We start from the raw sequence: 25,483 nt of genomic DNA on the forward strand, positions 1-25,483 counted from the left end.
CAACGGTACGGAACGACGTTCCGCTTTTCAAGCGATGAGATCGGCTCCACCCGCCGTCGGGCGCGCCCACCGCCAATCCAGTTGCGTCCCAGGCAAACACGAAATGATCGTGCGGATCAGCTCAACGTTCAGCCCATCGGCCGGCACGATCACGGCCATGAAGTCCGACTGAAGTCTAGGAGTAGTAGTTGCCGACGCCGGTCTTCAGACCGGACAGCTGACCGGGATCGTGGCCGAATACGACGGTGGCGCCGGTCCGGTCGGCGATGGAGCGGATCTTCTCGACGGAATTGAACCAGGCGACAGTGTCGTACACGATTCCCGCGGCCACGGCGGGCGGCCCGTAGCTTTCGCTGCGGTAGAGCGAGTCCGAGGCGAACAGCATGGTGCCGGTGTCGGCGAGGTCGACCTGCATCGACAGGGTTCCCCGGGTGTGGCCCGGAGTGCGCAGCAGTGTGATGCCGGGCAGCAGCTCGGTGTCCTCGTTGATGGTGGTCAGCTCCAATCCGTCGTAATCGGACCGAATATAGGGGCCTTTGCTGTAACCCTCGAAGCTGAACGCGCCCTTCTTCTCTTCCTCGTCGACGACGATGGTGGTGGCGGTGCCGGCCCACAGCTGTGCGTTGGCGGCGTGGTCGGCGTGCAGGTGAGACAGCACCAGATAGTCGATATCGCCGGGCTCGAGACCGAGTTGCCTCAGGCGTGAGTCCAGCCACATGTCCTCGGTGACGGAGTCCACCGGGAAGAACTTCTCCAGGCCGGTTGGGCCCCAGCGCTTTTCCCAGTCGCGGGGCACTCCGGTGTCCCAGAGCAACTTCTTACCACCGGGATGTTCGATGTACACCACGTGCGTGGGAACTTCGACCCAGTCGCGGGCCTTGTGCTTGTCGGCACTGCTGGCCATGCGCCCGGGGTCGATCAACAGCCAGCTGAGGTCGCCGTGCATGGTCCCGGTGGGCAGAATTGTGAGCTTGATCTTGTCGGTATCGGCCATTGTGACGTCGTTCCTTTCCGGCGTGAAGGAATAGCGCACGTTCTGAATATCACCCTCCTCCAGTATTCACCACCACACTGCGCCAACCCAGCTGGGCCGGACTCCACGGCGACCAGGACCGCACCAGGTCGAACTCCCGGGACCGACCGTTCGGCTACCGGGAGCGAATGGCAATCCAACCGGCGAAATTCATCCACCGCCAGAAGCAGTCGATGCGATCGAAACCCGCCTGACGAAGCAGTTCGATATTCCAATCCGCCGTCACCGGAACCAGTACACCTTCCAGGGAGAGCGCCTTCCGGTCGATCTGCTCGCGACTGTAGCCGTTCTCGTACTTGTGTCGATGATACAGCCGCACCATCATTTCATCGATCTCCGCATCGGCGCCGAGCACCTTTTCGACCAGCACCAGTGCGCCACCCGGCCGAGTGTGTTCGAATATATTTCGTACAACACGCTGCCGATGCTCGATGGGAATGAACTGAAGCGTCAGCACGGAAAGTGTCAGATCAGCCGCGACTTCTGGATAGAAACAACGCAGATCCTTGCGGTAGATCTCGACACTGGAATGTTTCGAAAAGCGATGACGTAGCGCATTCGCCATCGGTTCGGACGACTCGATGCACAGATAACGGCATTCGTCCGCAAATCTGTCGACGAACGGAGCGATAGCACCGCCGTCGGAGGCTCCGCAGTCCACGATAGCCGAGTTCGGCGCAACGAACTCGAGCCCGCAGGACAGGACGGTCTGGCGCATGACGTCGTACTCCGGGATGCTGCGGCTGAGCATATTGCCGAAAACCTTGGTCACCTGATCGTCGAAAACCCACCGCTCACCCGGAACGACGCGATCCACAAGCTCTGGTGATCCACTCATCACCGTTCCCCTTTGTCAGTTGTATTCAAAATCCGAAAATTATCTGATTGCGACGCCTTCGTCTCGCAGGTATACCGGTTCGCCTTCCGAGATTCCGTATACAGGCGGGCTCGGTCGCAGCCACACATTCGCACTGGGAATGTCATACCCACCCGCGGCTCCCACGACGACGCGGTCGCCGATGAGAATGTCGCTCGGCCCGCGTACCCCGCGGGCAAAGAGATCGGACTCGTAACACATGGATCCGTAGATGTCGTACGTCGCACTACCCGGGCGCATGATCTCCACCGGGTGAAACCACGAAGAAATGGACCGCACCGCGTTGGTTCCGCAGTCGAGCACAAGCAGTTCGCGACGGTTTCGACTTTTGCGCACGACCACCGACGACACCAGCAGGGCATGGTCCTCCACGAGACTCCGGCCGGGCTCGATCACGAGGTGCAGACCATCCACCGGCCAACCCAGAGCACGGCATTCGTCCAGTACTCCGTCGGCGAAGACATTCCAGGCCGGCACCGGCTCGCCGGCGGTACAGCTCTGCGCTGGGAATCCACCGCCTATATCGATGACGACAGGGACCGGCGATCCGGTGGCGAACAGGCTCTCGATCTCACTTCGCCAAGCACGCAGAACCGATCGATACGGTTTGGCGTCCATCGGATGCACTCCTGTGTTGAAATGCACGCCGGAAACCTGGAAACCGGATTCCGTCAGCAGCTTTCGGGCAACCGGAAACTCCTCCGGCAGCAGTCCGAAGCGGGATCGGCGTCGCCGCCCACGCGGGACCGCCAACCGCACGCTCACCGGCCCGACGCCGCACCGCGGGGCCAGGTCCGTGAGTGTGGCGACTTCATCGAGGCTGTCGATCTGGATACGCACGCGGTGCCGGAGCGCCAGTTCCAGCTCGGCACGGCTCTTGACCGGACCGTCGAAATAGATTCGATCAGGCTCGAAACCCTCTTCGAGGGCGATCTCCAATTCTGGGCCCGAAACGACCTCCGCAGCGGCACCGATCGTCCGCATCAGGGTCGTGATCGCGGGAAGGCAGTTCGTCTTGAACGAGTAGGCCAAAGTGAAATGGGGAAAATTGCGTCGCCACGCCGACATCATGCCGAGAGTGGCCGAACGAATCCCATCGAGATCGAAGACGTAGAAGGGGGTACGGAACTCCGCGGTGAGTTCATACAGTTCCCGGTGGCGATCGGTGATCATTTTCGTGCCAGCCAGCAACTCACCGCAAGGCGTTGATAGCGCCGGTGTTGATTGAGCACCAGCCGTGTATTGCGCAACCGGCGGTAGCAGGCATTGCGGACACGCCAGGACGCCCGGGCGAGCGGTTCGCTGTCCAGATAGATGAAGTGACGGACCGATTGCCGCACCATTCGTGGCGAATCAACCGGCAGGTCATACAATGTTTCATCGGACAAATCGAAACGCCGGCCGAAGAACTCCTTCCAGTATTCGTGGGTTCTGTCGGGGTCGGGGCGATAGCCGATGGCGTCCGCTACGCGATCCAGCAGCTCTTCCGGTGGTCGTTCGCGGTAGTAGTAAGCCGAGATGCACAATGCGCCACCGGGAACGAGAACCCGGTGCACCTCGTCGAGGGCGACATCCCGGCGATCGATGAAGCCGAAATTCGACCCTCCGAGTACATGCGAGAACGAGTCTGCGGCAAAAGGAAGCGCTGCGGCGTCGGCCACTCGGTAGTCGAAATTATCCGCGTCCGGCGCCAGTTCACGTGCGCGCGCGATCGCGGAATCGGAAATATCGATCCCGGCAATTCGAGCGCCGACGCGGGAATGTACGACGCGCCCCGAGTAGCCGGTCGTACAGGCCAGGTCCAGCACACTGGACGCCCGGTCGGGGTTAGTGGCGGAAACCCACTCATCGACTGTCCTCCGACCACCCGGTGGCATGTTTTCCTGACCTATGAACGCAACGAAGTCCGGGTAATTCTGGCTTTTTATCTCATTCAGCTCGTCGGTTCGCTGCGCGGACCGTGCAGGTAGCAACACGTGCAATCCCAAGTTTCTCGAATGGGGTGCCGGGGCCAAGGGCCCCGGCACCCCGTTTATTCATCAGTTGGAGACGATAATCGGACCAGCGCCCCGAACGATGCGCTTCAGCTTCAGAACGATCTTCACAGTAATCACCCCCTTTCCATTTCTCTGAAATCAGAACAGACGATTACGGCTGAAACAGCGTTCCAGCCGCGATCGACAACTCAGCGGCCGAGCACGAACGTAAGGAAGTACGGAACTCTCGACGTCTTGGACCAGATGACGGGATGTTCCGCCGCGGCCGACGTGTCCGGACGAGGCTCAAATACGTTCTGGATGGAAAACCCAGCCCTCAGGAAGCTCTGGACATAGGACTCGATGGTCCGATGATATGTCGCGATGGCGTCGATGACGATATCGCCGCTCGAACTTTCCCGCGATTTGGTGACGGTCCCCTCGGTGAAATAATCCTCGATCCGGAAATCGGTGTAGTCCGGCAGCCCTCCGCGTTGTCCGCGATGCCAGACGCCACCATCCTTGATGGGATGGGGGATCGTCGCCACCAAGGTGCCTTCCTCGGTCAGCGAGCTGCTCAGCAAATGCAGGACAGCGTCCAGATCACGGATGTGATCGAGCACATTGGTGCACAGAATCAGGTCGAACCGTGATTTCCATTCGGACTCGTCGTCGACATGCGCCAGCGTGACGGTAGCTCCTCCGTCCAACGGAACTCTGCGCCGGCACAGCTCGAGCATGCGGGTCGATTTGTCGACTCCGACGACTTCACCGAAGCTTGCCGCCAGCATCGCCAGGTTCTCACCGCTTCCGCAGCCGAAGTCGAGCGCGCGCATCGAGGATGCGGACTTCTTCCGATCGGAGATGAGCTGCGCGGTCAGACCTGCGAGAAACTCGTCGAGCACAACGGAATTGATCGACTCGGATGTGCGGCTCTCTTCGTAGACGTCCTCCAGCGCCGGCTGTTCGACGGCGCTCTCCCACCCGGCCTTCGGCCGTACCCCGCCGCATGCCGCGCAGTCATCCCGGCGCCCGAACACGTTGCGGTACAAACGATAGTTCTGTGAGTCGAGCTGCAGGCGTACGCCCGCCGTCGAGCACGGCGCCCCGACGAGGAACCGAACGACCTCGTTCGCGGCCATCGCGGCGACGATCGAATTGAGTGGGCCGAAGCTGCCCGCCTGCTTCGAACGATTGAGGTTGGGCGGCACCATTTCGTCCGGCCGAACCCCGATATCGTCGGCCATCGAGCGAAGCATGCAGCCGTAACATCCAGTGAGGCCGGGCAGCACCATCGGCCCCACCGACCCGACCGTCTCGACGTAGCCGGCCACCAGGTATCCGAAACCGGACTCCCGCGCCGCGTCGTCGATCCATTCTCGCAATTCATCCGGGCTGTCCGCGGAAAGGACCACGAAATCGCATTCGGTCAGCCCCTCCTTCAACAGCTCGGGACTCGCCGCAGCCGGTATCGCCGTGATCGAGACCTCCGAATTCAGCGCCCGCAGGCGCCGCTCCGCAACTTCGACTTTACGAATACCGATATCCGACTCGGTGTACAGGAACTGGCGGGTCAGGTTGCTCAGCTCGATGGTATCGCCGTCGGTGATGACCAGCCGGCCGACACCGGCGGCCGCCAGCACCATCGCGACGTTCGTACCGATTCCACCGGTACCGACTACGCCGATGGTCGCGTTGCGCAGTCGCTCCTGCGCCGACACGCAATCGACACCGATCATGTCGAAATAGAGCAGATGCCGCGCGTAGCGGCCGTCCGACGGAATAGGCTCACCGATTACGCCGGACCCTTCCAGTTGCCCCAGAAGATCCTCTGCGCCGCCGTCGGACAATGCGCCGCGGCTCTTGATGAAATCAACCGCCTGGGCCACCGAGGTCGGATCGGACAGTTTATCCAGCAACTCGATCACGAGATCTGGAGCGTCTTCGATTTCGACACCGATCGAAGGCGTGTTGCCGACCCGGAGAATGCTGCCGTGATTTCGCACGTCCAGATACGGCTTCAGTTGCAAGTATTCGTTCATGACTCCCCGCCCGGCTCGGTCAGAATCTGAGCCTTCGAAAACTTCCTCGATATTTGAGTGTACCCGTTTTCACGCCGCATTCCAATAATGGTGGACGTTCCATTCCGGGTGACGATGTCACGCAATTCTTCGTTACGAAACAATGCGGCCGCGCCGTCCTGGAGGGCCCATCCTCCGGGCAATGAACCGTCACTGACGGCCTGGCCGTACAGCTGATCACGTTCGGGCTCGGCGTCGAAATGCGGGCAGAAACTGCCCTCGAGCAGGCCAAGTCCGTCCTTCAAAGGCCGCAGATCGCCGAATGAGTCGGTCAGGCACGCGTCGAACCAGCAGGCGGCACCGGCGCTGATGCCGCACAGCAGCACGCCCCGCCGATAAGCGTCACGAATAAGCCTGTCCAGTCCGTGCAGACGCCACAGGGCCAATAGATTTGCAGTGCTGCCGCCGCCCACGTAAAGGATATCCTGGTTCGCGACCAGCGAAGCCATATCCGCCGACCGGTCATGAAAGAGCCACAGGTGACTGGGCGTGCAGTTCATCCGTGTGAACGCCGAATAGAATCTATCCGTATAACCTCTGGAATCTCCGCTGGCGGTCGGAATGAAACATACCCGCGGCTTGTCCACGGCACTCGCCGACAAAACGTACTCGTCGAGCAGTGAATCGGGATCGGTGGAGAAGCCGCCGCCCAACAGGATAATTCTGCGCACCGGATCGATTCCGGCCGACTCGTCACGACGCACCCTCGGCTCCCTTCGCCATTTCTGCGGACGAGTCATTATCCTGCCCTGGCTCGAACTGTTCAACAGCACCCAACTCGGGTACCGCGAGAGTTGCCGACAGTATGGCGAAAAACAAGACCGCCGCCACGGAGAACAAGGTCACGGAGGTGCCCAAAGCGGCTGCCGCACCACCCGCAATCAGATATCCGAAAGGACGCAATGCGGAGGAACCGATCATGGCGAAAGCCGAGACCCGACCGAGTTCACTGTCGGGCACCTTTCGCTGCAACGTGGTTCCGAAGAAGGTATCGGTCGTGGCAAAACCCGCCGCCGCCAAGAATGTCAGCGGCACCAGCACGAAAAGCGAGTCGGTGATCCCCAGCAGCACCATCGCCGGAATAGTGACGGCGAACCCGAACTGCCCCGTCGACAGCGGCCGGGCCGGCTGAACATGCAGCGAGAAGATGCTTCCGGCAAGCGAGCCCGCACCGAATGCGGTGACCAGCACCCCCCATCCGCCGGCTCCGGTCCCGGAGTGAGCGAGCAACAGCGGTCCCAAGGTGAAGAACACGGCGAAACCCGCCTGAAAGCAGAGGCCCTCCAGCACATAGGCTCCGATCCACCGCCGGCTTCGTAGGGCGTGCCAGCCTTGCATCAGTTCGGTGCGCAGCCCGGGCCGATCGCCGGCTGCCGTCGGCTGTGGCCGCTCGACGTTGCGCCACAGCGGCATCAGAAGGAGCGCCGATGCGAGATAGGTCGCCGCGTCCATCGCCACCGCCCATCCGGGGCCGAGCGCGAGCACGATGCCGCCCGCGATGGCCGGCCCGGCCAGACACGAGAAATTCTCGACCGATCCGATCAGGGCATTCGCTCTCTGCAAATCTTGTTCGGGTACAACGGATTTGGTGAATCCAGCGGCGGCGGGCCGGAACGCGGCAGTCGTGGTTCCGAGTAGCAACTGCAGGGCGCCGGTCACGAGAAGATGCCCACCGTGACACAGAATCCACCATGCCAGCGTCGACTGGACCAGGAAAGCGGCGATATCACTGCCTACGAGTATCCGGCCCCGGGGGTAGCGATCGGCGACTACACCGCCGACGATCAGGAATACGATATTAGGGATCGTCCGCGCCGCAAGTACGGAACCGAGCGCTCCGGGCGTATGCGCGACATCGAGCACGGCAAATGCCACGGAAACGAGCGACAGTTCCGTTCCGAATTGCGAAAGTCCGCGAGCTGCAAGGAATCGCGAGTAGCCTGCATTACGCAGCAGTTTGTACTTCTCCGGTAACGAAATCACTACACGCGACCCGTTCCTGAATACAGCTCCGGGTCCCACCAGCGGACCAGTGGATCCCCGGCGGCGATAGGCTTCACGAATTTGAATGCTTCCACCGGCGATTCGGAAATACTGTGATCGTACCCTTGGCCTCGTGATGCATATCGGTCTCGTATTCTGTGCCTGACCCTCATCGAGATCAGACCGCCGTCGCCGGGTGTGACGGCACGTTCGAACGCCTCATCGGGCTGGATCAAGATGAACGTGTGGTTCTCGCCGAAACAGCTGCGCGAATTGCTCTCCGGATAGCATGGGGCAAAAGTGATGACGAACAGCCGCCGGCCTTCGAAAGTCAACTTCCATCCCGGCGTCTCCGGTCTGTTTCGGCGACTTCCCCGCGAGTCGTGACGACCGATCGCTGCGACCAGATCGCGGGTGGTCGCGGCCAGATTCGGCAAGGTGGACCCATACCGCGCCGGCAGGCAGAGGAGAAATCCGTCGATTCTTTCCCGCTTACTCGCGGCGATGAATCCCCGAAAATTCGGAATCCACCACTCGTCGAAGGAACTCCGCAGCATTTCGGTGGTCGGCGACGGCGCAACCCAAATATTCGAACGAACTGCGAAGACGCAGGAAGACTGCTCGAGCACACGGTCGAATGCTGCCTTGCCGGCACCTGACTTGGGCGCCCAGTCCAATCCTTTCGAAACCCCGCCCAGAGATGCCGGCGCCGCAACCGGGCCATCGGCGGTCTCGTACCGGACTAGTCCCTGCATTATTTTCGGCAGGAGAGCCGATCGAATCGTTGCGATATCTCAGCCGGTCGAACAGCCGAAAAGGCTGGCAACTACCGTAAATGTCCGCCAGAGACGTGACACGACCGACATATCGAACAAGCTCGTCGGTCGGCGCGAAGTCCGACCGATTCACGTCGCCGTTGTCCACCGATCGTCCCACCATATGACCGAGCAGCCGAACGGCCGACCTGGCCCGACCGAGAGATACGCACCTGTCGTCATTCGCATGGGAAATCAGCCTGTCGACCGAATTGCTGAGGACTCCGGCCGCATAACGTATTCCGCAATCGTCCGGACCCACCTGCGAGTCGTCCAGCATCATCCCCCTCTTTCTTCACAATCCGCGCCGCTTCAGGCCTTTCCCAGGCTATGTCAGGGCAATGTCCGTAGCGATGCAGTTGTCACCGGTCTCTGCAATGCCCCAGCTCGCCGGCACAAAGTCGACGTCCGGCCCAGACACGAGTCGGCGTCGATCTCTGTTCCGGGATGCAACCCGAGTCGATGGAACAACTGCCGGTGGCCAGGACTCGAATCCTGATAGGACAGCGTGAACGCCGCACGCACAGCGCGGTCACCAGCATGAAGCTCATCGAGCCGATTGGCGGTCGAGAACTCGGTGGCCGGCCAACACAGCCTTCGCAGCCTCTGCCAATTCCGAATCACCGCACGCCCCAGCGTCTTCGAGATCCTCGGCCAGCGACTCCTGCTTGGCCTTGGAATTCGGCCGCCGCTCCACACCGGATACATCCACGCCGCGGTACTTGCGAGAGATCAGGCTCTTCAGCCCGCCGTACGCGTCCTTCATCGGCTGAGACGCCGAGTCTTTCGCTCCTGCCAACGCACCAGTGGAGATCGCCGCAACAACGGCTGCTGTGACTGGATCCATCCGATCGAACCTCCCGCTCGACGAACGCCTGTCGTTGGGTAACCAACGGACACAACCGAATCCAGCGCTGATACTCCCGCCACACCCAGTTCTACTGCTCGAGCGGCGAATTCGCCACGGCGCCATGGCCTCCGACGACCTCCCGGTCACACCCGACCGCCTCGGCAGCGCGCAGCGGCAACACCGCCCTGGCCTGTCGACAAACTTCGGTCGCGCTCCCGGCTGCGGGCGCCTTCCGGCTGGACGAGGCCGGTTTCGGGACCACGAAGAATCGTCAGCAAGCGTCATGATGCCGTGCGGGACAGGCATTTTCGCTTGTCATCCCACCGTCGCGCAAAAGCCGGGCTAAGGTAAGGTGTGGATCTACAAGGGGGCTCAGCGATCCTGATCGGATCCTCCGAAGTCGTTGGCCTTGGACCTGCCGAAAGAGGGGCAAGATACAGTGGACCTCCGTGACGTCCCGTGCGGGCCCGGACGTTTGCCTGTTGTCGGGCACGGTTGGAGAATGTGGCGTGACCCAGTCCAGTTCATGGTGGATCTGGCCAGCGCCGGGAAAATAGCGCGTGTCGACATCGGAAACCTCGTTGTCTATGTCATTACCGATTTCGAACTACTCCACAGGGTGTTGGTGGAGAACTCCGACGCCTACGAGCGAGGGCTCCTCTTCGAACGCATCCGTCTCGTATTCGGGGAATCGCTGATCGTCGCGGATGGTCGGCAACACAACGATATTCGTCGTCTGCTTCAACCAGCGTTCCATCGAACGCAGTTGGAAAGCTACGCGCACATCATGAAACGTAACGCGGATGTGTTGGCGAGTTCGTGGCGGCCAGGCCAGACCGTCGAGGTCCGGTCCGCAATGTTGGAAGTGGTGATCGCCAACCTGCTGGGGACCATGTTCTCGCACGAACCCGATACCGAGGAGATACGACTCATCTCGGGTCTGATCACGGACATAGGCGGGGGCGCCGTAGTGGGCAGTGTGCTGCCGAAGAAGCTGGCGAGCCTGCCATTGCCGGTGAACCGAAAATTCCTGTCGGCTGGAAAGCAACTGCGGGACTACTGCCGGGAGCTGCTCGTCGCGCGCCGGGCCAGCGGTGACCGCCGGAACGACCTGATCGACCTCCTGCTGGATTCGTCAGAAGATGAACACCGTGGTGACGAGTTCCTGGTAGAGCAGGCCATGACCGTTCTCTTCGGCGGGATCGACGCCTCGACCGCCACACTGACCTGGGCTCTGTACGAGTTGTCACAGCATCCGGAGGTGGCTTCGAAACTGCAGAAAGAGATCTCCGCCGCGGGAGATCTCAGCCCCCGAAGCCTCGACCAACTCGACTATCTGAACCGGTTCCTGAATGAGGTCATGCGAACCCATTCGGCACTGCTGCAGACGAGACGTAGCGTCACCACGGTCGAACTCGACGGTTTCACATTTCCGGCTGGGACCAATATCGGCTACAGTATCGCAGCCATCCACCGCAATCCGCACATTTTCGCCGAGCCGAACGTTTTCGACCCTGATCGGTGGTCGACCTCGAGCCCTGGGTCGAAATGCAAGAGCTTCGTTCCGTTCAGCATGGGCAATCAGATGTGTATCGGTAACAATTTCGCCTGGGTAGAACTGCAAACGACTCTCTACGGTCTGCTGTCGAAGTGGGAGTTCCGGCCGGTCACAACCAAGAAGTTGCCGCGAGCCCTCGGGCCGATCCCTGTGATGGGAAGACTTCCGCTCGAGGTTCTCCCAGTCTCCGAGTAATCGTGCGGCCGAGGCCGATTGTTCGACCGGCAGCGGTCGGACAATCGGCGCCGTAGCCATCGGGCTCGTGGTGCTCGACTCAGGTTGTGCCTGATTTGGCGAGCGTCGTTCTGCGATGCCTGGACATCCGGCGAACGGGGATCGGTAGGACGGCTGTGATGATGAAGAGGGTGGCGGCGACGAGGATGAAGTAGAGCAGAGATCCGGTGCGGCCGAATCGAGGCACGAAGGCGACTTCCTGGCCGGTTGCGGCGACGGCGTTGAGGAACGGGGCGTAGGCCTGCAGGGTGTACCCATGGGGTAGCAGATTGATCGCGTTCTCGGCGACATAGACCCAGAACAGGAGGACGGCGACGGCGGCGGACGGAGTGCGAATCAGTGACCCGACCGCGACACCCACTCCGCATGCGGCGAACGCGTAGGTCGGGACGGTCCAGAGGAACCGGATACCGGCGGAGTCGGTGATGTTCACAGCTCCATAGATGTGGGGGAACTGGTGTGGCAGCGTGACCATGACGACGACGAGTAGAACAGTTGTCGATATCGCTGTGATGGCGCCGTAGTAGACCCACCGGGCCAACGCGACCGTCCATGACCGGGGAAACAGGAAGGCATTGAGATCACTTGTCTGACCGTGCCATTGGGTGGCGTGGGCATAGGCGGCGGTGACCATCATGATCGACACGGAGAAGGTGATAACCCAGTACACGGAGTTGGTGGTGGAGACCGTGGATACGTAACTCTGTCCGGGGAGGGTGGCGAGTCGTTCTGCGACGGCGGCGATTCCGAACGTGATGACCAGCGGCAGCACGAAGGTGAGGGGGACCGCGACGGTCCACAGGAAGCTGCGCCCGGTGGTGCGGGTCCATTCGGCGGCGACGCCGCGGCGGATGAGGGTGGCAGGGCCGGGGCTGTTCATGAGGCCACGCCGGACGTGAGATGGGTTGGTGGGCCGGCGATTCGCAAGTAGGCGTCTTCGAGGCTGGTCTCGCCGGGCCCCAGGGTGTTCATGAGGTCGGCGAACGGCTGGTCGGTCAGAATGCGCCGGTTTCCGAGGATGACGATGTGGTCGGCGTTGCGTTCGACCTCGTCGAGCAGGTGCGTGGACACCAGAACACAGGTCCCCGCATCGGCGAGGCGGCGCAGCAGTTCGCGTATCCAGCGGATGCCCGCGATGTCGAGGCCGTTGAGAGGTTCGTCGAGCAGCAGGGTTCGAGGCTCGGAGAGCAATGCGGCGGCGATGCCGACACGTTGGAGCATCCCGAGCGAATAGTGCGCCAGCCGGCGATCGGCGACCCGGACGAGGTCGACCATCTCGAGGACGTCGCCGACCCGGCCGGTGGGTAGTCCACGAGCGCGCGCGATCCAGCGTAGGTGCCGATGTGCGGTATGGCGTGGGTCGAAAGCTCGGTAGTTGAGGTGCATTCCGAGAGTTGCCGGTGTGGTGTGCTGGGCCCGGATGAGGGTGTCGTCGACCCGGACGGTGCCGGTGGCAGGCGCGATGACGCCGCAGATACACCGCAGCAGAGTGGTTTTGCCGGTGCCGTTCAGGCCGATCAGGTAGGTGAGCGCACCGTCGGCCACGGTCAGTTCGGGGACTTCGAGGACGGTCATGCCCGAGTAGCTCAGGATGAGGTCACGGATGTCGATCACGACGCTCGGAGCCGTTCAGAAGTCGCAGGCCATCGCCAGCCCCACGGCTTTGACGCCCTCGCACACGGAGCTGTTGGACAGCTTCCAGACACCATCGATACGCTTCCACACCACCCGCGCAACCAGATCCGGTCGTCCCGCTGTCTTGCTGCGCAGCATAGCGGTGTGCACGTTGCCGTTCTGGGTTTCGGGACCGGTGACCTCGTTCGACCCGAGCGGAGGTCGGAACAGGCCGAGGTTGTAGAGGGTGCGCGCGACCACGACCGCCCTCATGCCGCCTTCCATGTTGGCGGCCTTGGCTTCGTCGGAGGCGGGTGTTTCGATCAGGAACACGACCTGGGCGTTGAGATCGTCCAGGGTGGGGACTTCTCGGGTGATGAGGAAGTTGCCGGGAGCGGCGGAGGCGACAGGGGCATCGACAACCGAGGCGCCGGTCGTGACCATGGCGACGGTTGCGATGGTCGACATGACACCAGCGATAATTTTGAGGGTCTTCATTTCTTCATTCTCTGATCGACTGGGACAGCACCTGATTCACGCTCGAATGTGCAGGCGACCGACAGATTGGCGGGTTCGAGACTACTCCTGTTCATGTCGGATACTCAGGTTTGCGGCCGATGGCACCGAGCATGACCATTCGGGTGTCCGGCAAGCCGGGGCGCAACCACTTCTGTACCGGCACCACACCGGGTTCGAGCAATTCGAGGCCGGCGAGGAATGCCTCCGTCTGCGCTGTGGACCGAAAGGCGACTTGGGCTGAAGTACCGTTGGTGCCGGTGAGCGTCTGGAGTACCTCTGGGGCGGTATCACTGGAGCCATGAGCGATCGCGACGTAACTGCCCGGTGCCAGCCGATCGCGGAACGCGGCGATGATCTCGGCGGGGTGTTCGTCGTCCATCACGTAATGCAGCACGCCGACGAGCGTGATAGCTACCGGCTCGTCGAGGTCGATCAGGGCACGGTCGGTCAGCTCATCGAGGATGTCGTGGGGACGACGAATGTCTCCCAGCAATGCCGCGATACCGGGTGATTTGGCCAGCAGCGCGTCGCAATGCGCGACTACGACAGGGTTGTAGTCGACATACACCACCCGCGCCGCCGGCTCGATCTCCCGAGCCACCTCATGCACGTTGGGCGAGTTCGGGATACCCGAGCCGAGATCGATGAACTGACGGATACCGGCATCGGCGGCCATCTCGACCGCCTTGCGCATGAAACCCCGGGTGAACCAGACCAAGGTCTTGAGGTCGGGTGTGCGAGAAAGCATTTGATGGGCTATGCCCCGGTCGATCTCGAGATTGTCCTTTCCGCCCAGCAGGTAGTCGTACACCCGGGCGGAGCTGAGCTGACCGTCGAACGGGTCCGGTGTTCGGTCGTTCTCCAGCGTAGGCCCCTCGATTCTTTCGACCACGGGTGTAACCGTAACCGATCGTCACCTCGAGGGTGTACCCCTGCAGAGATCTGTTGATCCGAGCCATCGACGAACCATGCTCCGACGCAACACGATCCAGCACTCGACGACAGGTCTGCGAGCACCTACTCCCGACTGCCGTCGGTTTCGGCCAAGGCGACTGCGTGTGCTACCGCGGACCGCGCCCGGTCGACGGTGGTATAGCGGCCCAGACCACATGGGGCCGCGACGTCCAACAGGCCGCCGTAGGCCGACTCCGCCGCCGCGAGCCCCTGTCGTGCTTGCGCGAGCGGCTGCTCTGGATGCGCAAGCCCGGCGATAACACGCGTAGTGGCAGGCAATTCGAGGCGTGCCAGGGGCGCGTAGTACCGCGGTTGAACCGGCGCCTGTCTGCCGTCGCCGATGGGCAGGTGGACGAAATCGAGATGTCTTCCCGCGGGCCAGTATCGCGCTATCGCGTTGGCCAGCGCGACGACCGGAGCCGTCGAACCCGGCACCACGGCCGGCTTGTCGTCGAGGCTTCCGAAGCACAGGTGCACTCCGAAACGGGAATCATGGGGCGCCCGTGCGACGAGGCGTGCGATCGCTCGGCCTGCCGCCGTGGCCGGACCCTGCCGCAGGGCCGCGGGTGTCCGCGCGCAGAGGAGCGTCTCCGCGGCCAGTTCGAGCTGGAATACGACGTTGTCCCTCAACGTCTCATGGATTCGGACGATCTCCCTGACAGTGGCGTCGAGAATCGGGCGGTAATAGGGGAAGCCTCGGTCACCACGGCGGGCCGAACCTCGGCGCCACCTGAGCATCCGTGCCTCGAAAGCGATGAAACCGATGACAAATGGCGTCGGTATGCCTACCTGCAAGCGAAGTCCGGGATCGGTTCGGCGCATGCCGACCAACGCCTCGATGGCACGCTCGGTCTCCGCCGCGTAGCCGAGCGCGGCGTCGATATCGGCTTCGGCCAGCGATCGGCCTGCCTGAAGCCGAAAGGTGTTGCGGGAACGTAGCGTCGACCAATCACCGCGGCGCACGGGCTCCAGCGCCGGGATGCTGTCGAGCCGGTCGATGATGTGTCTGATGTACCACTGGGCGCGATATGGATCCGCTTCACCGCCCGGAACCACGCCATCCAGGAATTCACCGGCTGTGTCGACGGCGAACGCCATTGCCTTCTCTGGACTGTCCAACTGTGCGGGCAAGCTGCCCACAAAGTGAATCCTACGCTTGGGCTGCACAGCGTCAGTGTCGCACAGGACTGTCCCGAGGGACCGTCCGATGGTCATCCAGGTATTCGATGACGTTGTGCCGCAGGACAACATCGAATCGCCTGCCGGTTCGGCAGAGCCCGGCAACTTTCGCCTCTGCGCGGCGTCTGGAGTGTCGGGGTAGCGGCTCTGGTGCACTTTCGGTGGTGATGGATTCTGTTCTATCCCAGCAGAATTCGGTGTCGAAGAAGCTGGAACCCGGCTCGGTCGTACATTTGCCGTTTCAGGAATTTCGTTTTCGTGTTGATGCCTTCGCAAGGGCCGTTGGTGGAGGGCAGGGAGCCCGTGCACCTCGACCAGCACGCGGTCACCGACATGCGCGACGCGACGATCACGGTGCAGGTGTGGATCGGCAAGAGCGCCCAGCTCTTGACGAACCTGCGCGAACGGAAACGCGGCCACCGATCGCGCACCTCGCGCGTACCCGCGTGCGCGACCCTGACCGGTAGGGTGGCGGTACCGATCATTGATGTGAATCCCGAAAAGGTTGTGCGCGAGGTCGATCGGAGAAGTCCACCGACCGTCGGTCATCGGGCGGGACTGTCGTGACAGTCTCGACACGACCAGGTTGAGTTGGGAGAGTGGCGGCAGCTCGTCTGGTCGGTCGTCGGTAACCCAGGCGTAGGTCCCCGATTTCCGGGGACTCGATTTGGCCGAGGGTGTTGTTGACCCCGCTGATCTCAATAGGCGGTGTGTACGACCGCCTCGGTGCCGATGAAGTCACTCCATGCTTTGGATGCGGCACCGAATTTGTCCGTGTCGCCATCGGGAATGTGGACGTGGATTTTCTCCATCAACGCAGCCATCGAGACCCAGTCCGTTGCCGCGGCCACGGAATCTGTTCGGGCCGCTCGCGGCGGAAATCGCTTTGGCTCGTTGCGATTCCGAGAGCGGTTATCCGCTTCACCATGCGGAGTCGGCGCCGCTTTCGTGTCCCCGTGACGGCCCGCGATCCGTTCCGGTGAAATTGTGAAAGGTATTCTGCCCCTTGCAATTTCTCGCTATCGTGCGGATGCTGGTGTGGAAGTCGGTCATCGGAAGCGAGGCGGGGGTATGCGGTTCGGGCGGCGCGCGGTGATCGGGTCCGGCCTGGCGTTGGCCCTGTTGCCTGTGGTGCGTGCGGGAGCCGTCCCGGCCTCGGTCGGCGCAGGCCCGGATGCGAATCTGGCCAGGGTCCTGCGGCGTTTCGTCGAGCAGCAGCAGTTACCCGGGCTGGCTGCGCAGATGTGGCGGGGGTCGAACACGGTCGTGTCCGCGGCGGCCGGGGTGCGCAAGTCCGGTGACCCTGCCCCGGTGACGGTCGGAGATTGCTGGCATCTGGGGTCGGACACCAAGGCGATGACCGCCACCCTGGTCGGGATTTCCGTCGATCGTGGCCGTCTGTGTTTCGAGGACCGCCTCGCCGATGTGCTGGGTGGACCGCTGCACCCCGCTTACGCGGGGGTGACGATCGAGCAACTGCTGTGGCATCGCGGCGGCGCGCCCGCGAACCCGCCCGGCGCGCTGCAAAAGTTGATGCACTTCGGTGGCGATCCCGCCGTGATCCGTGCGGCCGTGGCACGTGGTGTGCTGTCGCAGCCGCCCGCGCAGCCGCCGGGACAATTCGCCTACTCCAATATCGGGTACTTGATCGTCGGCGCGATCCTCGAGCAACGCGCGATGACCTCGTGGGAAAACCTCATGCGCGCAGAACTGTTCGCGCCGCTGCGGATGGATTCGGCCGCCTTCGGCCCGCCCGGCACCCCTGCGCGGGTCGACCAGCCATGGGGACATACCAGCACGCTGCAACCCCTGTCGCCGGGCGACCCCCGCGCGGACAACCCACCCGCACTCGGACCCGCGGGAACGGTGCACTGCACCCTCGGTGACTGGGGCCGGTTCCTCGAGCAGCACCTCGCGGGCGCCCGCGGCGAACCCTCGCTACTGACCGCGGCCACCATGGCCCGGCTGCACCGGCCGCCACCCGGCGGCGACTACGCGGCTGGGTGGATCGTCACCACGCAGGCATGGGCGAACGGACCGGTGCTGACCCACACTGGCAGCAACACCCTCTGGACTGCCGAAACCTGGCTGGCACCGGCCGAGAACCTCATCCTCGCCGTGGTCACGAACCGCGGCGGCGACCGGGCCCAACACGCCATCCGCGACGTGGTCCACTGGCTGATCGACAACGAGGCCACCGGATAAACCCGGGTTCCTTGTGCCGCCTGGGCTGCGGCACAGTTGCGGGATGTCTTGGGGTACAGCGGGTTCGGCCCGTTCTTCATCGGTGCGACCATGGCGCATCATCGACATCGACAGCAGCACGACCGCGGGAAGGGTGGGTTCGGGATGACAACGGGGGAAGACCGCACGCGGGGCGGCGGCGGGTCGCGGGCCGGGCCCGAACATTGCACCAGGGTCGTCCAGCCGGTTGTGAGCGTGCTGCTGCACAATCACGGGGCTATGAATTCGTTGTTCTCGATCGTTCCGCTGGCGGTGGTGGACTCCGCGAATGTCCTGGCGTTGCTTGCGGTCTCCTTTGTGTGGATATCGAGCGCATCGCGGTGGGCGTATGCGAGGACAGCCGTGTCGTTCATGGTTGGTGGGATCGGCGGGCTGGTGCTGACCCTGGTGTTCTCGTTCACCGTGATCCTGCAGCTTGTGCACCGGGCCCTCCACTCTCTGTCTCCGACGGCTGTTGCCGTGATCGTGGTGGTAATCGCGCTACTGGTCATCGGTATGGCGGTGCACGGATTCCTCCGCCCACCGATGTCGCTGCCGGTGCATCACGATCTGCACCCGGTCGCGGCCGGCGCGCTCGGTCTGATCACCTGGACGGCCCAGTCGCTGACCTCGGCACCGTTCTACGGGGCCATCGCCGTCATGGCCAACGAGACCATCACCTCGCGCCTGGGACTGTCCACGGTCTTCGTCGTGATCGCGGTTGCGCCCGTCACCGCGCTCACGATCGCGCTCTTGCTCTGCCCCACCACGGCCGGACACCGCATGCTCGCCCACCTGCAGGCAGCACTGCCCATGACATCGCGGGTCGTCGCGGCAATCCTCATCCTCGCCGCCGTTGCCGCCGCCGCCATCGGACTCACGATCATCCTCAGATAGCTGCACGGGCTCGGAAACTCGTTGCTGCGCGGGATGTCTCGCAGTAGCGCGAGGCCATCTACGTCTGATGCGCCCCCTGTTTATCTGGATTCGCGTCAAGGGGGAACCTGACAATTGACGTATGGGCAGCCGCGCTCGACCTCGCAGATGTCCTACTCGATTCCCTTCGCGCCGCAGCTCAACGTATCGCTGGAAGAAGCCGGATGGGATGGTAGCGCATCGAATCACCTTCGTGCGCAACTGCCGACCCTCTCAGGCCCGTTGGCCTTCGTCACTTCCGGCCAGCGGTTTCGTCACCGGCTAGTGCAGTTCTCCGATGGGGTAATCGGGCACTGTAACCCCGAACTGTTGAAACAGAACCAAAACCAGTCGCCGCTGAGGTGATGGGATGCGCCTGTCGCGGGCCGCTGGCCGGAACGATCGGCAAAGCCACTTCCCATCGAGCAATGGGCCGCCATAGGGCCAGTCCTGAAGTAGATGCCGTCGTCGAGGCGTTGCACACCGCGAATGCGATAAAGGCCGAGGCGGTCACCTTCGAACGTCCGTGGGTCGACCCCGGCACTCACCTGCTGTGCCGCATCGTCGAAGGCGTGCGCCGAGAGATGCCAGCGCACAGCCATCGGCAGGTCTGCGCTCCATGAAATGGCCGTGAGCGCGATTATCAGTGCGGGACCAGCCAAGGGTCCGAGATCTACCCGGAGCCGCCGGGATCGAACTGCCAGGATCGGGTAGACGATGACCACGCACCACACCACAACCACCACGAATGTCCCGCCGAGGATCAACAACGGCGACAACGACATCAGCTCGACGCTGGCCGGCTCGCTCGCCGAGACGAGTATCCCAAGGCAGGCCACGACGGTGCAGACGAGCAGAAGATGCCTGCGAAGCAGTGATCGGTATCGTCGGTTCCCCGGTCGGCTTTTCTCCGTTTGGGCCGTGCTCATGCCAGGAGCCTAGAGAGATCTGCCGTATTCCGGCCGAACCTCCTCTCAACGCGGTGCACCCGCAGCACTGCACGCCGATACCGGAGCGGTGAACAGCGGACGTGACAGCCAGGATCAGGATCGCTCACCGGCGGCGTGCCGGTACCGGATAACGGTGGAGATGCCTTCGCCGGACGAGCTCCTGGCCGATGCGGTGCCGGCGGCGGTCGTAACGCCGTCTGGTGATGGGTTTGCCGTTGGTCAGGCATTGGGTTGGTGTCGAGGTCGTGCGGCGATATGGCAGATCTGGGTGAGTTGGAACACACGGCCCGCAAACCCGGCAGATCTGCCGGGAATCTGTGCGCGAGAGGGGACTCGAATCCCTCAGTGCGGCAGATTTGCCTGAACCATGTGTTCGACGACATCTAATATAGATAATTGCCGTGGTCGTTCAACGCTGTCGGCGGCGTGTTTCTGCCGTAATAGGTTGTAGCCGAGCGTCTTTCATGTCTACCACGCTGACCGATGATCTCTGGCGTTTGATGATGCGCGGGTTCGGCAGGACCTACCGGCATACCCGACGCCCCCAAGACCGAACTCGTTGTCTCGGTCGACAAGTGGATTAACTTCTACAACGTGGAGAATGCCCGTGACGCGCTCGTAGTTGTCGGGGCGTTGGTTCCCGATTGCGGAATGCCGCCGGGTAGTGCCCGTCGTGCTGTCCACTGCCGCTGATGAGCCACATAGTCGGGATAGATACTGCGCGGAATGTATTTCCGAGGCGATCGGTCCAAGCGAGGTGGGCCTGAGGGCCTATCTGCTGTCGTGGCTGATCGCAGAGCGGGGCAGGGCCCTTTGCAATCCGTCCGTCTGCGCGGGTTCGGGGCAAGGGTGCGCGCCTGATCGTTGGGCAGCGGACCGGGGCGTGCACCGAATCGCGACCGAGGAGCAGGAGCGGTGGGTTGCCCATGCCACTGGCCCGAAAAACCCAGACATGAACCGCCCGCTGCCGGGAGTCGATTCCGGCGACCAGCGTTAGCCGGGTGGCACACCAGTTGCTCAATCGAACCCGCGCTACCGCCCTGTCAATGTGCCACTGCCGCAACCTCACTCACCCCGACACCGTAGCGGCGTCCCGCAGCTTCGGCATTCCATCCGTGTGGAAATCAGATGCGGTAGCTTCCTCCGCACCGTAATATCCTCTGGCCCGGAACTCGATCAGTCACAAACGACAGTTGGAGGCAAGCGCATGCTGACCCAGGACGTTGATCGCGCACGATCTCGCTTCCTGACTGCAATCACGCGAATTAGACAAGGGCTCGAAGTCCAGCGGTCACGCATATTAGACCGGGCTGCGACCGCACCCGCCTTCTAGAGGGCACGCCCTCCGAGGTCGTCGACCTGACTGGAACGCTGGATAACGACCTCGACTACTACGCGTTCGAACTCGTCCGTCTTCAAGATGCGGCCCGTGAGATGCTCAAAGCCTTCGGCAATCCCCAGCAGGTCAAAGATGCGTTGGCCTCTTTCGACGCAGTGCTGCCCAACATACGTCATATCCGAAATCCTCTCGCACATCCGAGCGATGATGCGCGCCTCGACGATGTTGCCTGGTTCTCAGCTCTCGTCAGGCTCCGTGTTGACGGCACCGTGGAATATCTCTTGGACCCTCGTTACCAACACCACGACGCCGCCGTGGCCCTGGCCGACGCTCTCATCGCATACCTCCGTGCGGGCATCAGGACATCACTGGCACCGGTTTTCGACCCTCGAAACGCGTAAGTTGGCGGATCTGTTCCAGTGGGATTCGTCACCGTATCCCGGATTTCGCCGCGCCGCGCTCCTCGCTCCACGGTGGACAAGACTCACGAGATTCCAGTAAACGTTATCTTCGAAAGGCGGGCTGCTAGATGGTGAGGTGGCAACTTGACCTGTCCTTCCTGGCCGTGAGGCAGTCCATGAACCCGCCCGTAAGTGTGCGCTGGCCGCCGGTTTTCCTCGGGCATTGCCCTGTTGATCGGGCGGCGGCTCGACCTGACGACTGTGTCAGATCGCCCCATCATCAAGGCTGCGCCTATTCGACGCTGTTTCCGCCAGGCTTGTGCGCAAGCAAGGAGCTACGGGTGATCTGTCGGTATAACGTAAACATGCCCATCCTGGTGAAGGGGAAAGCAAGAGGTGTAGTAAGGTACGTATCCCGCGAATGTCAGGTTTTCGGTACGGCAGTAGAATCCCGATGTCGGCGAGCTTATTGGGACTGCAGCCATAGACGCTTGAAGCCCTTCGGATATATGAGCCTCGATCAGCTCCTGCGCGTCTTCGCAGCTGAGGTTCAATCCATTGACCTTAATGATCCCGATGATTCCGCTGTTCGGGTACGTAACATTGCCGCAGTCAGGTCCGAATCCGACGATACTTAGGTTGGGGCACTGATTATGTAGCGCCGAGCTAGTGATATCGACCATCGCCGTGGTCATTGCAACGATGTCCTGGTCGCTTAGGTGGTCCACCAAGCTGGCTTGGTGTAGAGCATATTGTATCTTTGCGGCATTGGCTGATTTGGATTCTTTTTCGAGAGAGTCTATTCGCCGACCAATACTTTCCGAACGTTCGTTTCGACCTGCTGCTGGATTTTGAATTGTCGTGTGCAGCCACGTCTCGGCGTTGGCAAGTACGCGGTCCGCGCCGCCCGTTTGATCTAGAGCGGCCTGATTGCATATCCTTCTGCCGATACCGCGAATCAGACCGGGTGTGTTTCGGTATGTGGGTATGTCCTCCGGGGCTATCGCGAGATCGAACCACGTTCTTGCCAGCAACGGGCACACGGTTGCAGTAAATCGCGCGTCCCCACCTTCTGGGAGATCAGACCCGACAAATGCTTCGATCAGCTCAGGTCGCGTCTCCTCGGGTGTGGAGAGAGCCTCGATGAATTGCTTCCACCAGCCTCGGGCTATAGCGCTTCCCTTGATATACTCACCAGTGAAGGAGTCGTGGAGGTAAGTTTGTGTGTGGGCGACATATATCTGGTTCGGCTCAGAGTTGACCCCTGTTGAATTTACGCACGTCGTCGTACCGTATGATCCGGCCTGCCGAGTTTCTCCGCCGCACGCGGCGGAGAAACTCGATACCAGCAGGACAACGACAATCAGAATCAGTTTTCGTGTCTGAGTAGAAGGCATTCTACCGTCACCCGATCTACGTATCCGTGAAGACTATTGAATTCCGGCCATGTAACTAGACGTGACACGAGAGGCCACTCGTGACCTGTTGAGTCGACCGCTATAATCGTTGTCAGCGCGTGAGTATTATCGAGCTGCGTTGCTGTTTCGTTCGACACACTCAGTACAAAGACTACGTTTTGATTTCCTGCATTTTCTATGTCAACAGGACGGCCTGCACATACCGCACTCTGGTAATGCTCCAGTTTGTAAGACAGACTACCAGCTTGCATCTTGAATTCGACGAGGTCAATGCGCGCGCCTGTCTCGTTGTGAATTACTCCGCTGAATACTTCGTTTGTATAATTGGTCGACGACGAGTTCGGCGCGTGTATTTGGAGAGATTTCCCATAGAAAGGCAGTCCGTCCACGTACAGGTGTGGGGTCGGAGCGGCCCCCACCTTCCTTGTGAGCGCTCGGTAGCCGCCCAGAATTCCTACGCCAATCGCGATGATCATAGCCAAAACCACAAGTATTCGCGTGCTTCGATTCAGTGAAATGGCTGCGACATGATCCTTCATGAATGGCAGGCCGAGGCATATATTTATCGCGGATAGGATCAGGCCCACCGCTGCGATGTATAGCGCGACTTGACCGTGACCCAAGATCATTACCCATAGCGCCCCGACTGCGGGGACCAGGAGAATCAGTGCCGTGAGTAGCGCTCTGTCCAGCATTCGAGTCTGCCGAGGCGTAGACTCCGTGGTTTTTGCAGGAGATGCTGCTTCTCGCCTTGTAGGTTTCGCCGACTTCGCTGGCTTTCGACTTTCAACCGCATTGCGTCCAGTTCGACTGTTTCGACTATTCATCACTCTCCGATGGGCGTTACCAATAGTATCCCGAGCTAAGCGGAAAAATATCTATTTATTTGATGGTCGAAATTCGCGGCGCGTGTTGCGGACTCATAAAGACATTTCGGGCTTCTGCCGGTACTGTCAGGCGATGCTGCAACCCGTGAACGTAGGAACTGGTTGATAAGATGACGGATTCTAAAAGCGGCAAATCCGGCGCGCCCATCTCGGATCGCCATATCTCGAGAGGCGAGTTTGACCGCAGGTCGTCAGCGCACCCTAATTCGCTGGTGCGATGAGCAATCGCACAGAAGTCATCTGCCCTGGGTGCGCTGTCGACGACGCCATCTGTAGATTTCGACAGCAGTCGACCGGCAAACTTACTTTTTCTCACGTCGTCCTCCCGCCGCTGTGTGCCCCGCTGCGGCCGAGCGGCCCGGGGACTACCAGGCACAATCGCCCCGAGCGGTGTCGTGTTACATCCCGGACCTCGCGGGCTACCTAGTACTCCAGCCCGACTACGTGATCGGGCCATGCGGCGCCCTGGATGCTGCTGCTTGTGGAATTGGGTACCGTCATTGGATCGAGCTGAGCGATCGGCGGGGCGCTCCCGGGCGAACCCGGTAGCTGGTGCGAGCTTGCCTTCGGGCTCACTCTCATTGGACACCACGGACGGCCCGCTCGATAAATGGGTCTCGCAACACTCGCTCGGACTCACCCGACCGGCGCACTAGGCGCGAAAGCAACCTGCAACGCGGAATGCTCTGCGCCCCAATCGACCTTGTGGTTGGTCAGCCCTTGGGCGACGAGGTCGACTCTCCCGCTCCCGGGCGGTGAGCGTGCCGAAGCGCCCGGGCCCCGCGCGGCGCGGGCCGGGGTTGGCTTTCCAAGACGTAGTCGATCGTGGCGTCGAGATCTAGTTGAGCGCCTGCGTGCCGGGCCGTTTCGAATGCTCGGCGGCCCATTGTGCCCCCGTGGTGTTCGTTCGCAGCTATGACGGTGGGCCATCAAGCCCGGAGACAGCAGTGTTGTGGTGCTGTCGACTGCGACAAGGCCTGAGCGGCGCCGTCTTCGCTGTCGAAAGTGTAGTCATGGAACGGTTACGGGCCGCCCACGCGGCTGAAGCTCTCCGCCGAGGAGACGTCGGGTTCGGAGAATAGGGCGAATCGTCTGTTCGTGCTTCGCGAATTTCCGGAACACTTCGCGCTCCTGGTTACGCTGCTCGTGTGAGTCCGACAGCGTCCGCGCCGACAACAGGTCATCTGGATATCGTGTGTGTGCACGGGCTCCGAGAGGGAGTGTCCGATCGCGCGGTCGGGACCCTGAACTCGATCGATACCGGCGCATCCCTCTCTGGTGCGGCTTCGTATATCGCAAACGTTCTGCAGGGTGACGTCGAGATACGCCGGCGCATGGCCAGCATCTCCCACGCGATCGTGCACCTGCTTGAGGAGAAGCGGTATCAGCAGCAGGTCGGATGCTCAGCTCCCCGTCAATGGGCCGGGCCCGGTTCGTTCCCTGCTGGTGAGCTCAAGCTGGGAATGGTCGATATCGAGCAGAAGGTCTTCTCTGCTTGCGATGGATCGGTCGGAACCGAAGTCTGGCAGGTAAACGGCGACCACCCATCGGCGTTCGTACGTGTGGGTGACGCCGTCGCGACGTTCTGGCATGACGCCGGGAGTAGCCTACCTCGCCAGCGCGATGAGCTTGCTCTTTGTCGGAGCGCCGACGGCCATATGTGGTCGGCTGTGGGCA

Annotated in this window: 21 protein-coding genes; 4 read left to right on the forward strand and 17 right to left on the reverse strand. The window is 61.8% G+C overall.

All coding sequences use genetic code 11. The features are described 5' to 3' along the window. Nucleotides 1-175: 175 nt before the first annotated feature. The 9 genes from NV1_RS35525 to NV1_RS35565 all read right to left on the reverse strand — a co-directional run bounded on the left by NV1_RS35525 (nt 176) and on the right by NV1_RS35565 (nt 9,612). Nucleotides 176-994, reverse strand: coding sequence for an N-acyl homoserine lactonase family protein (locus tag NV1_RS35525; protein ID WP_067901905.1), 819 nt, complete (start codon nt 992-994; stop codon nt 176-178). A gap of 154 nt (nt 995-1,148) precedes the next feature. Then, nucleotides 1,149-1,805 carry a methyltransferase domain-containing protein gene (locus NV1_RS35530; protein ID WP_169813485.1) on the reverse strand — a complete coding sequence of 219 codons (657 nt, stop codon included), beginning with the start codon at nt 1,803-1,805 and terminating at the stop codon, nt 1,149-1,151. Nucleotides 1,806-1,910: 105 nt separating this feature from the next. Further along, nucleotides 1,911-3,083: a type III PLP-dependent enzyme domain-containing protein gene (locus NV1_RS35535; RefSeq protein WP_067901911.1), complete on the reverse strand. Its 1,173-nt coding sequence runs from the start codon at nt 3,081-3,083 to the stop codon at nt 1,911-1,913. Then, nucleotides 3,080-3,886 carry a class I SAM-dependent methyltransferase gene (locus tag NV1_RS35540; protein WP_157117585.1) on the reverse strand — a complete coding sequence of 269 codons (807 nt, stop codon included), beginning with the start codon at nt 3,884-3,886 and terminating at the stop codon, nt 3,080-3,082. Before NV1_RS35540 ends, NV1_RS35535 begins: the two co-directional genes overlap by 4 nt. A 209-nt stretch (nt 3,887-4,095) precedes the next feature. Then, nucleotides 4,096-5,928 carry a ThiF family adenylyltransferase gene (locus tag NV1_RS35545; RefSeq protein ID WP_067901914.1) on the reverse strand — a complete coding sequence of 611 codons (1,833 nt, stop codon included), beginning with the start codon at nt 5,926-5,928 and terminating at the stop codon, nt 4,096-4,098. Continuing rightward, on the reverse strand, nt 5,925-6,671 hold the full coding sequence (locus tag NV1_RS35550) for a Type 1 glutamine amidotransferase-like domain-containing protein (protein WP_218027309.1): 747 nt from the start codon (nt 6,669-6,671) through the stop codon (nt 5,925-5,927). The genes NV1_RS35545 and NV1_RS35550 overlap by 4 nt, the downstream gene beginning before the upstream one ends. Beyond that, entirely contained in the window at nt 6,661-7,950 is a 1,290-nt protein-coding gene (locus NV1_RS35555; protein ID WP_067901917.1) for an MFS transporter, read from the reverse strand. The genes NV1_RS35550 and NV1_RS35555 overlap by 11 nt, the downstream gene beginning before the upstream one ends. Continuing rightward, nucleotides 7,950-8,579, reverse strand: a complete 630-nt coding sequence (locus NV1_RS35560) for a YqcI/YcgG family protein (protein ID WP_169813486.1) — start codon at nt 8,577-8,579, stop codon at nt 7,950-7,952. The genes NV1_RS35555 and NV1_RS35560 overlap by 1 nt, the downstream gene beginning before the upstream one ends. Nucleotides 8,580-9,312: 733 nt before the next feature. Further along, on the reverse strand, nt 9,313-9,612 hold the full coding sequence (locus NV1_RS35565; RefSeq protein ID WP_157117586.1) for a Het-E N-terminal domain-containing protein: 300 nt from the start codon (nt 9,610-9,612) through the stop codon (nt 9,313-9,315). A 442-nt stretch (nt 9,613-10,054) separates the two neighbouring features. Between NV1_RS35565 and NV1_RS35570 the strand changes: the two genes are divergently transcribed. Continuing rightward, a complete protein-coding gene (locus tag NV1_RS35570; protein WP_169813487.1) occupies nt 10,055-11,368 on the forward strand; it encodes a cytochrome P450 in 1,314 nt (437 codons plus the stop codon). Nucleotides 11,369-11,447: 79 nt separating this feature from the next. Here NV1_RS35570 and NV1_RS35575 read toward each other — a convergent pair whose 3' ends face one another. From NV1_RS35575 to NV1_RS35595, 5 genes are all read right to left on the reverse strand, one after another. Beyond that, nucleotides 11,448-12,287, reverse strand: a complete 840-nt coding sequence (locus NV1_RS35575; RefSeq protein ID WP_067901929.1) for a hypothetical protein — start codon at nt 12,285-12,287, stop codon at nt 11,448-11,450. Beyond that, nucleotides 12,284-13,021, reverse strand: a complete 738-nt coding sequence (locus tag NV1_RS35580; protein WP_067901931.1) for an ABC transporter ATP-binding protein — start codon at nt 13,019-13,021, stop codon at nt 12,284-12,286. Before NV1_RS35580 ends, NV1_RS35575 begins: the two co-directional genes overlap by 4 nt. A 15-nt stretch (nt 13,022-13,036) precedes the next feature. Beyond that, nucleotides 13,037-13,489: an MTB12 C-terminal domain-containing protein gene (locus NV1_RS35585; protein WP_245714092.1), complete on the reverse strand. Its 453-nt coding sequence runs from the start codon at nt 13,487-13,489 to the stop codon at nt 13,037-13,039. A 121-nt stretch (nt 13,490-13,610) separates the two neighbouring features. Continuing rightward, nucleotides 13,611-14,432, reverse strand: a complete 822-nt coding sequence (locus NV1_RS35590) for an SAM-dependent methyltransferase (protein ID WP_084526294.1) — start codon at nt 14,430-14,432, stop codon at nt 13,611-13,613. 125 nt (nt 14,433-14,557) lie between these two features. Then, nucleotides 14,558-15,634 (reverse strand): hypothetical protein, encoded by a 1,077-nt coding sequence (locus tag NV1_RS35595; protein WP_157117587.1) that lies wholly within the window; start codon nt 15,632-15,634, stop codon nt 14,558-14,560. Between the two features lie 297 nt (nt 15,635-15,931). Between NV1_RS35595 and NV1_RS44115 the strand changes: the two genes are divergently transcribed. Beyond that, nucleotides 15,932-16,240 (forward strand): hypothetical protein, encoded by a 309-nt coding sequence (locus NV1_RS44115; RefSeq protein WP_157117588.1) that lies wholly within the window; start codon nt 15,932-15,934, stop codon nt 16,238-16,240. 131 nt (nt 16,241-16,371) lie between these two features. Here NV1_RS44115 and NV1_RS44785 read toward each other — a convergent pair whose 3' ends face one another. Further along, nucleotides 16,372-16,524, reverse strand: a complete 153-nt coding sequence (locus NV1_RS44785) for a hypothetical protein (protein WP_169813488.1) — start codon at nt 16,522-16,524, stop codon at nt 16,372-16,374. Nucleotides 16,525-16,744: 220 nt separating this feature from the next. On the opposite strand from NV1_RS44785, the gene NV1_RS35605 reads away from it, so the two are divergent. Both NV1_RS35605 and NV1_RS35610 read left to right on the forward strand, forming a co-directional pair. Continuing rightward, nucleotides 16,745-17,878: a serine hydrolase domain-containing protein gene (locus NV1_RS35605; protein ID WP_067901940.1), complete on the forward strand. Its 1,134-nt coding sequence runs from the start codon at nt 16,745-16,747 to the stop codon at nt 17,876-17,878. A gap of 144 nt (nt 17,879-18,022) precedes the next feature. Then, nucleotides 18,023-18,793 carry a hypothetical protein gene (locus tag NV1_RS35610; protein ID WP_157117589.1) on the forward strand — a complete coding sequence of 257 codons (771 nt, stop codon included), beginning with the start codon at nt 18,023-18,025 and terminating at the stop codon, nt 18,791-18,793. Nucleotides 18,794-19,086: 293 nt separating this feature from the next. Here NV1_RS35610 and NV1_RS35615 read toward each other — a convergent pair whose 3' ends face one another. Both NV1_RS35615 and NV1_RS35620 read right to left on the reverse strand, forming a co-directional pair. Next, on the reverse strand, nt 19,087-19,740 hold the full coding sequence (locus NV1_RS35615) for a hypothetical protein (protein ID WP_157117590.1): 654 nt from the start codon (nt 19,738-19,740) through the stop codon (nt 19,087-19,089). 1,350 nt (nt 19,741-21,090) lie between these two features. Then, nucleotides 21,091-21,276 (reverse strand): hypothetical protein, encoded by a 186-nt coding sequence (locus NV1_RS35620; RefSeq protein ID WP_157117591.1) that lies wholly within the window; start codon nt 21,274-21,276, stop codon nt 21,091-21,093. Nucleotides 21,277-25,483: the final 4,207 nt, after the last annotated feature.

The organism is Nocardia vaccinii NBRC 15922 (assembly GCF_001613305.1).
Taxonomy (GTDB): domain Bacteria; phylum Actinomycetota; class Actinomycetes; order Mycobacteriales; family Mycobacteriaceae; genus Nocardia; species Nocardia vaccinii.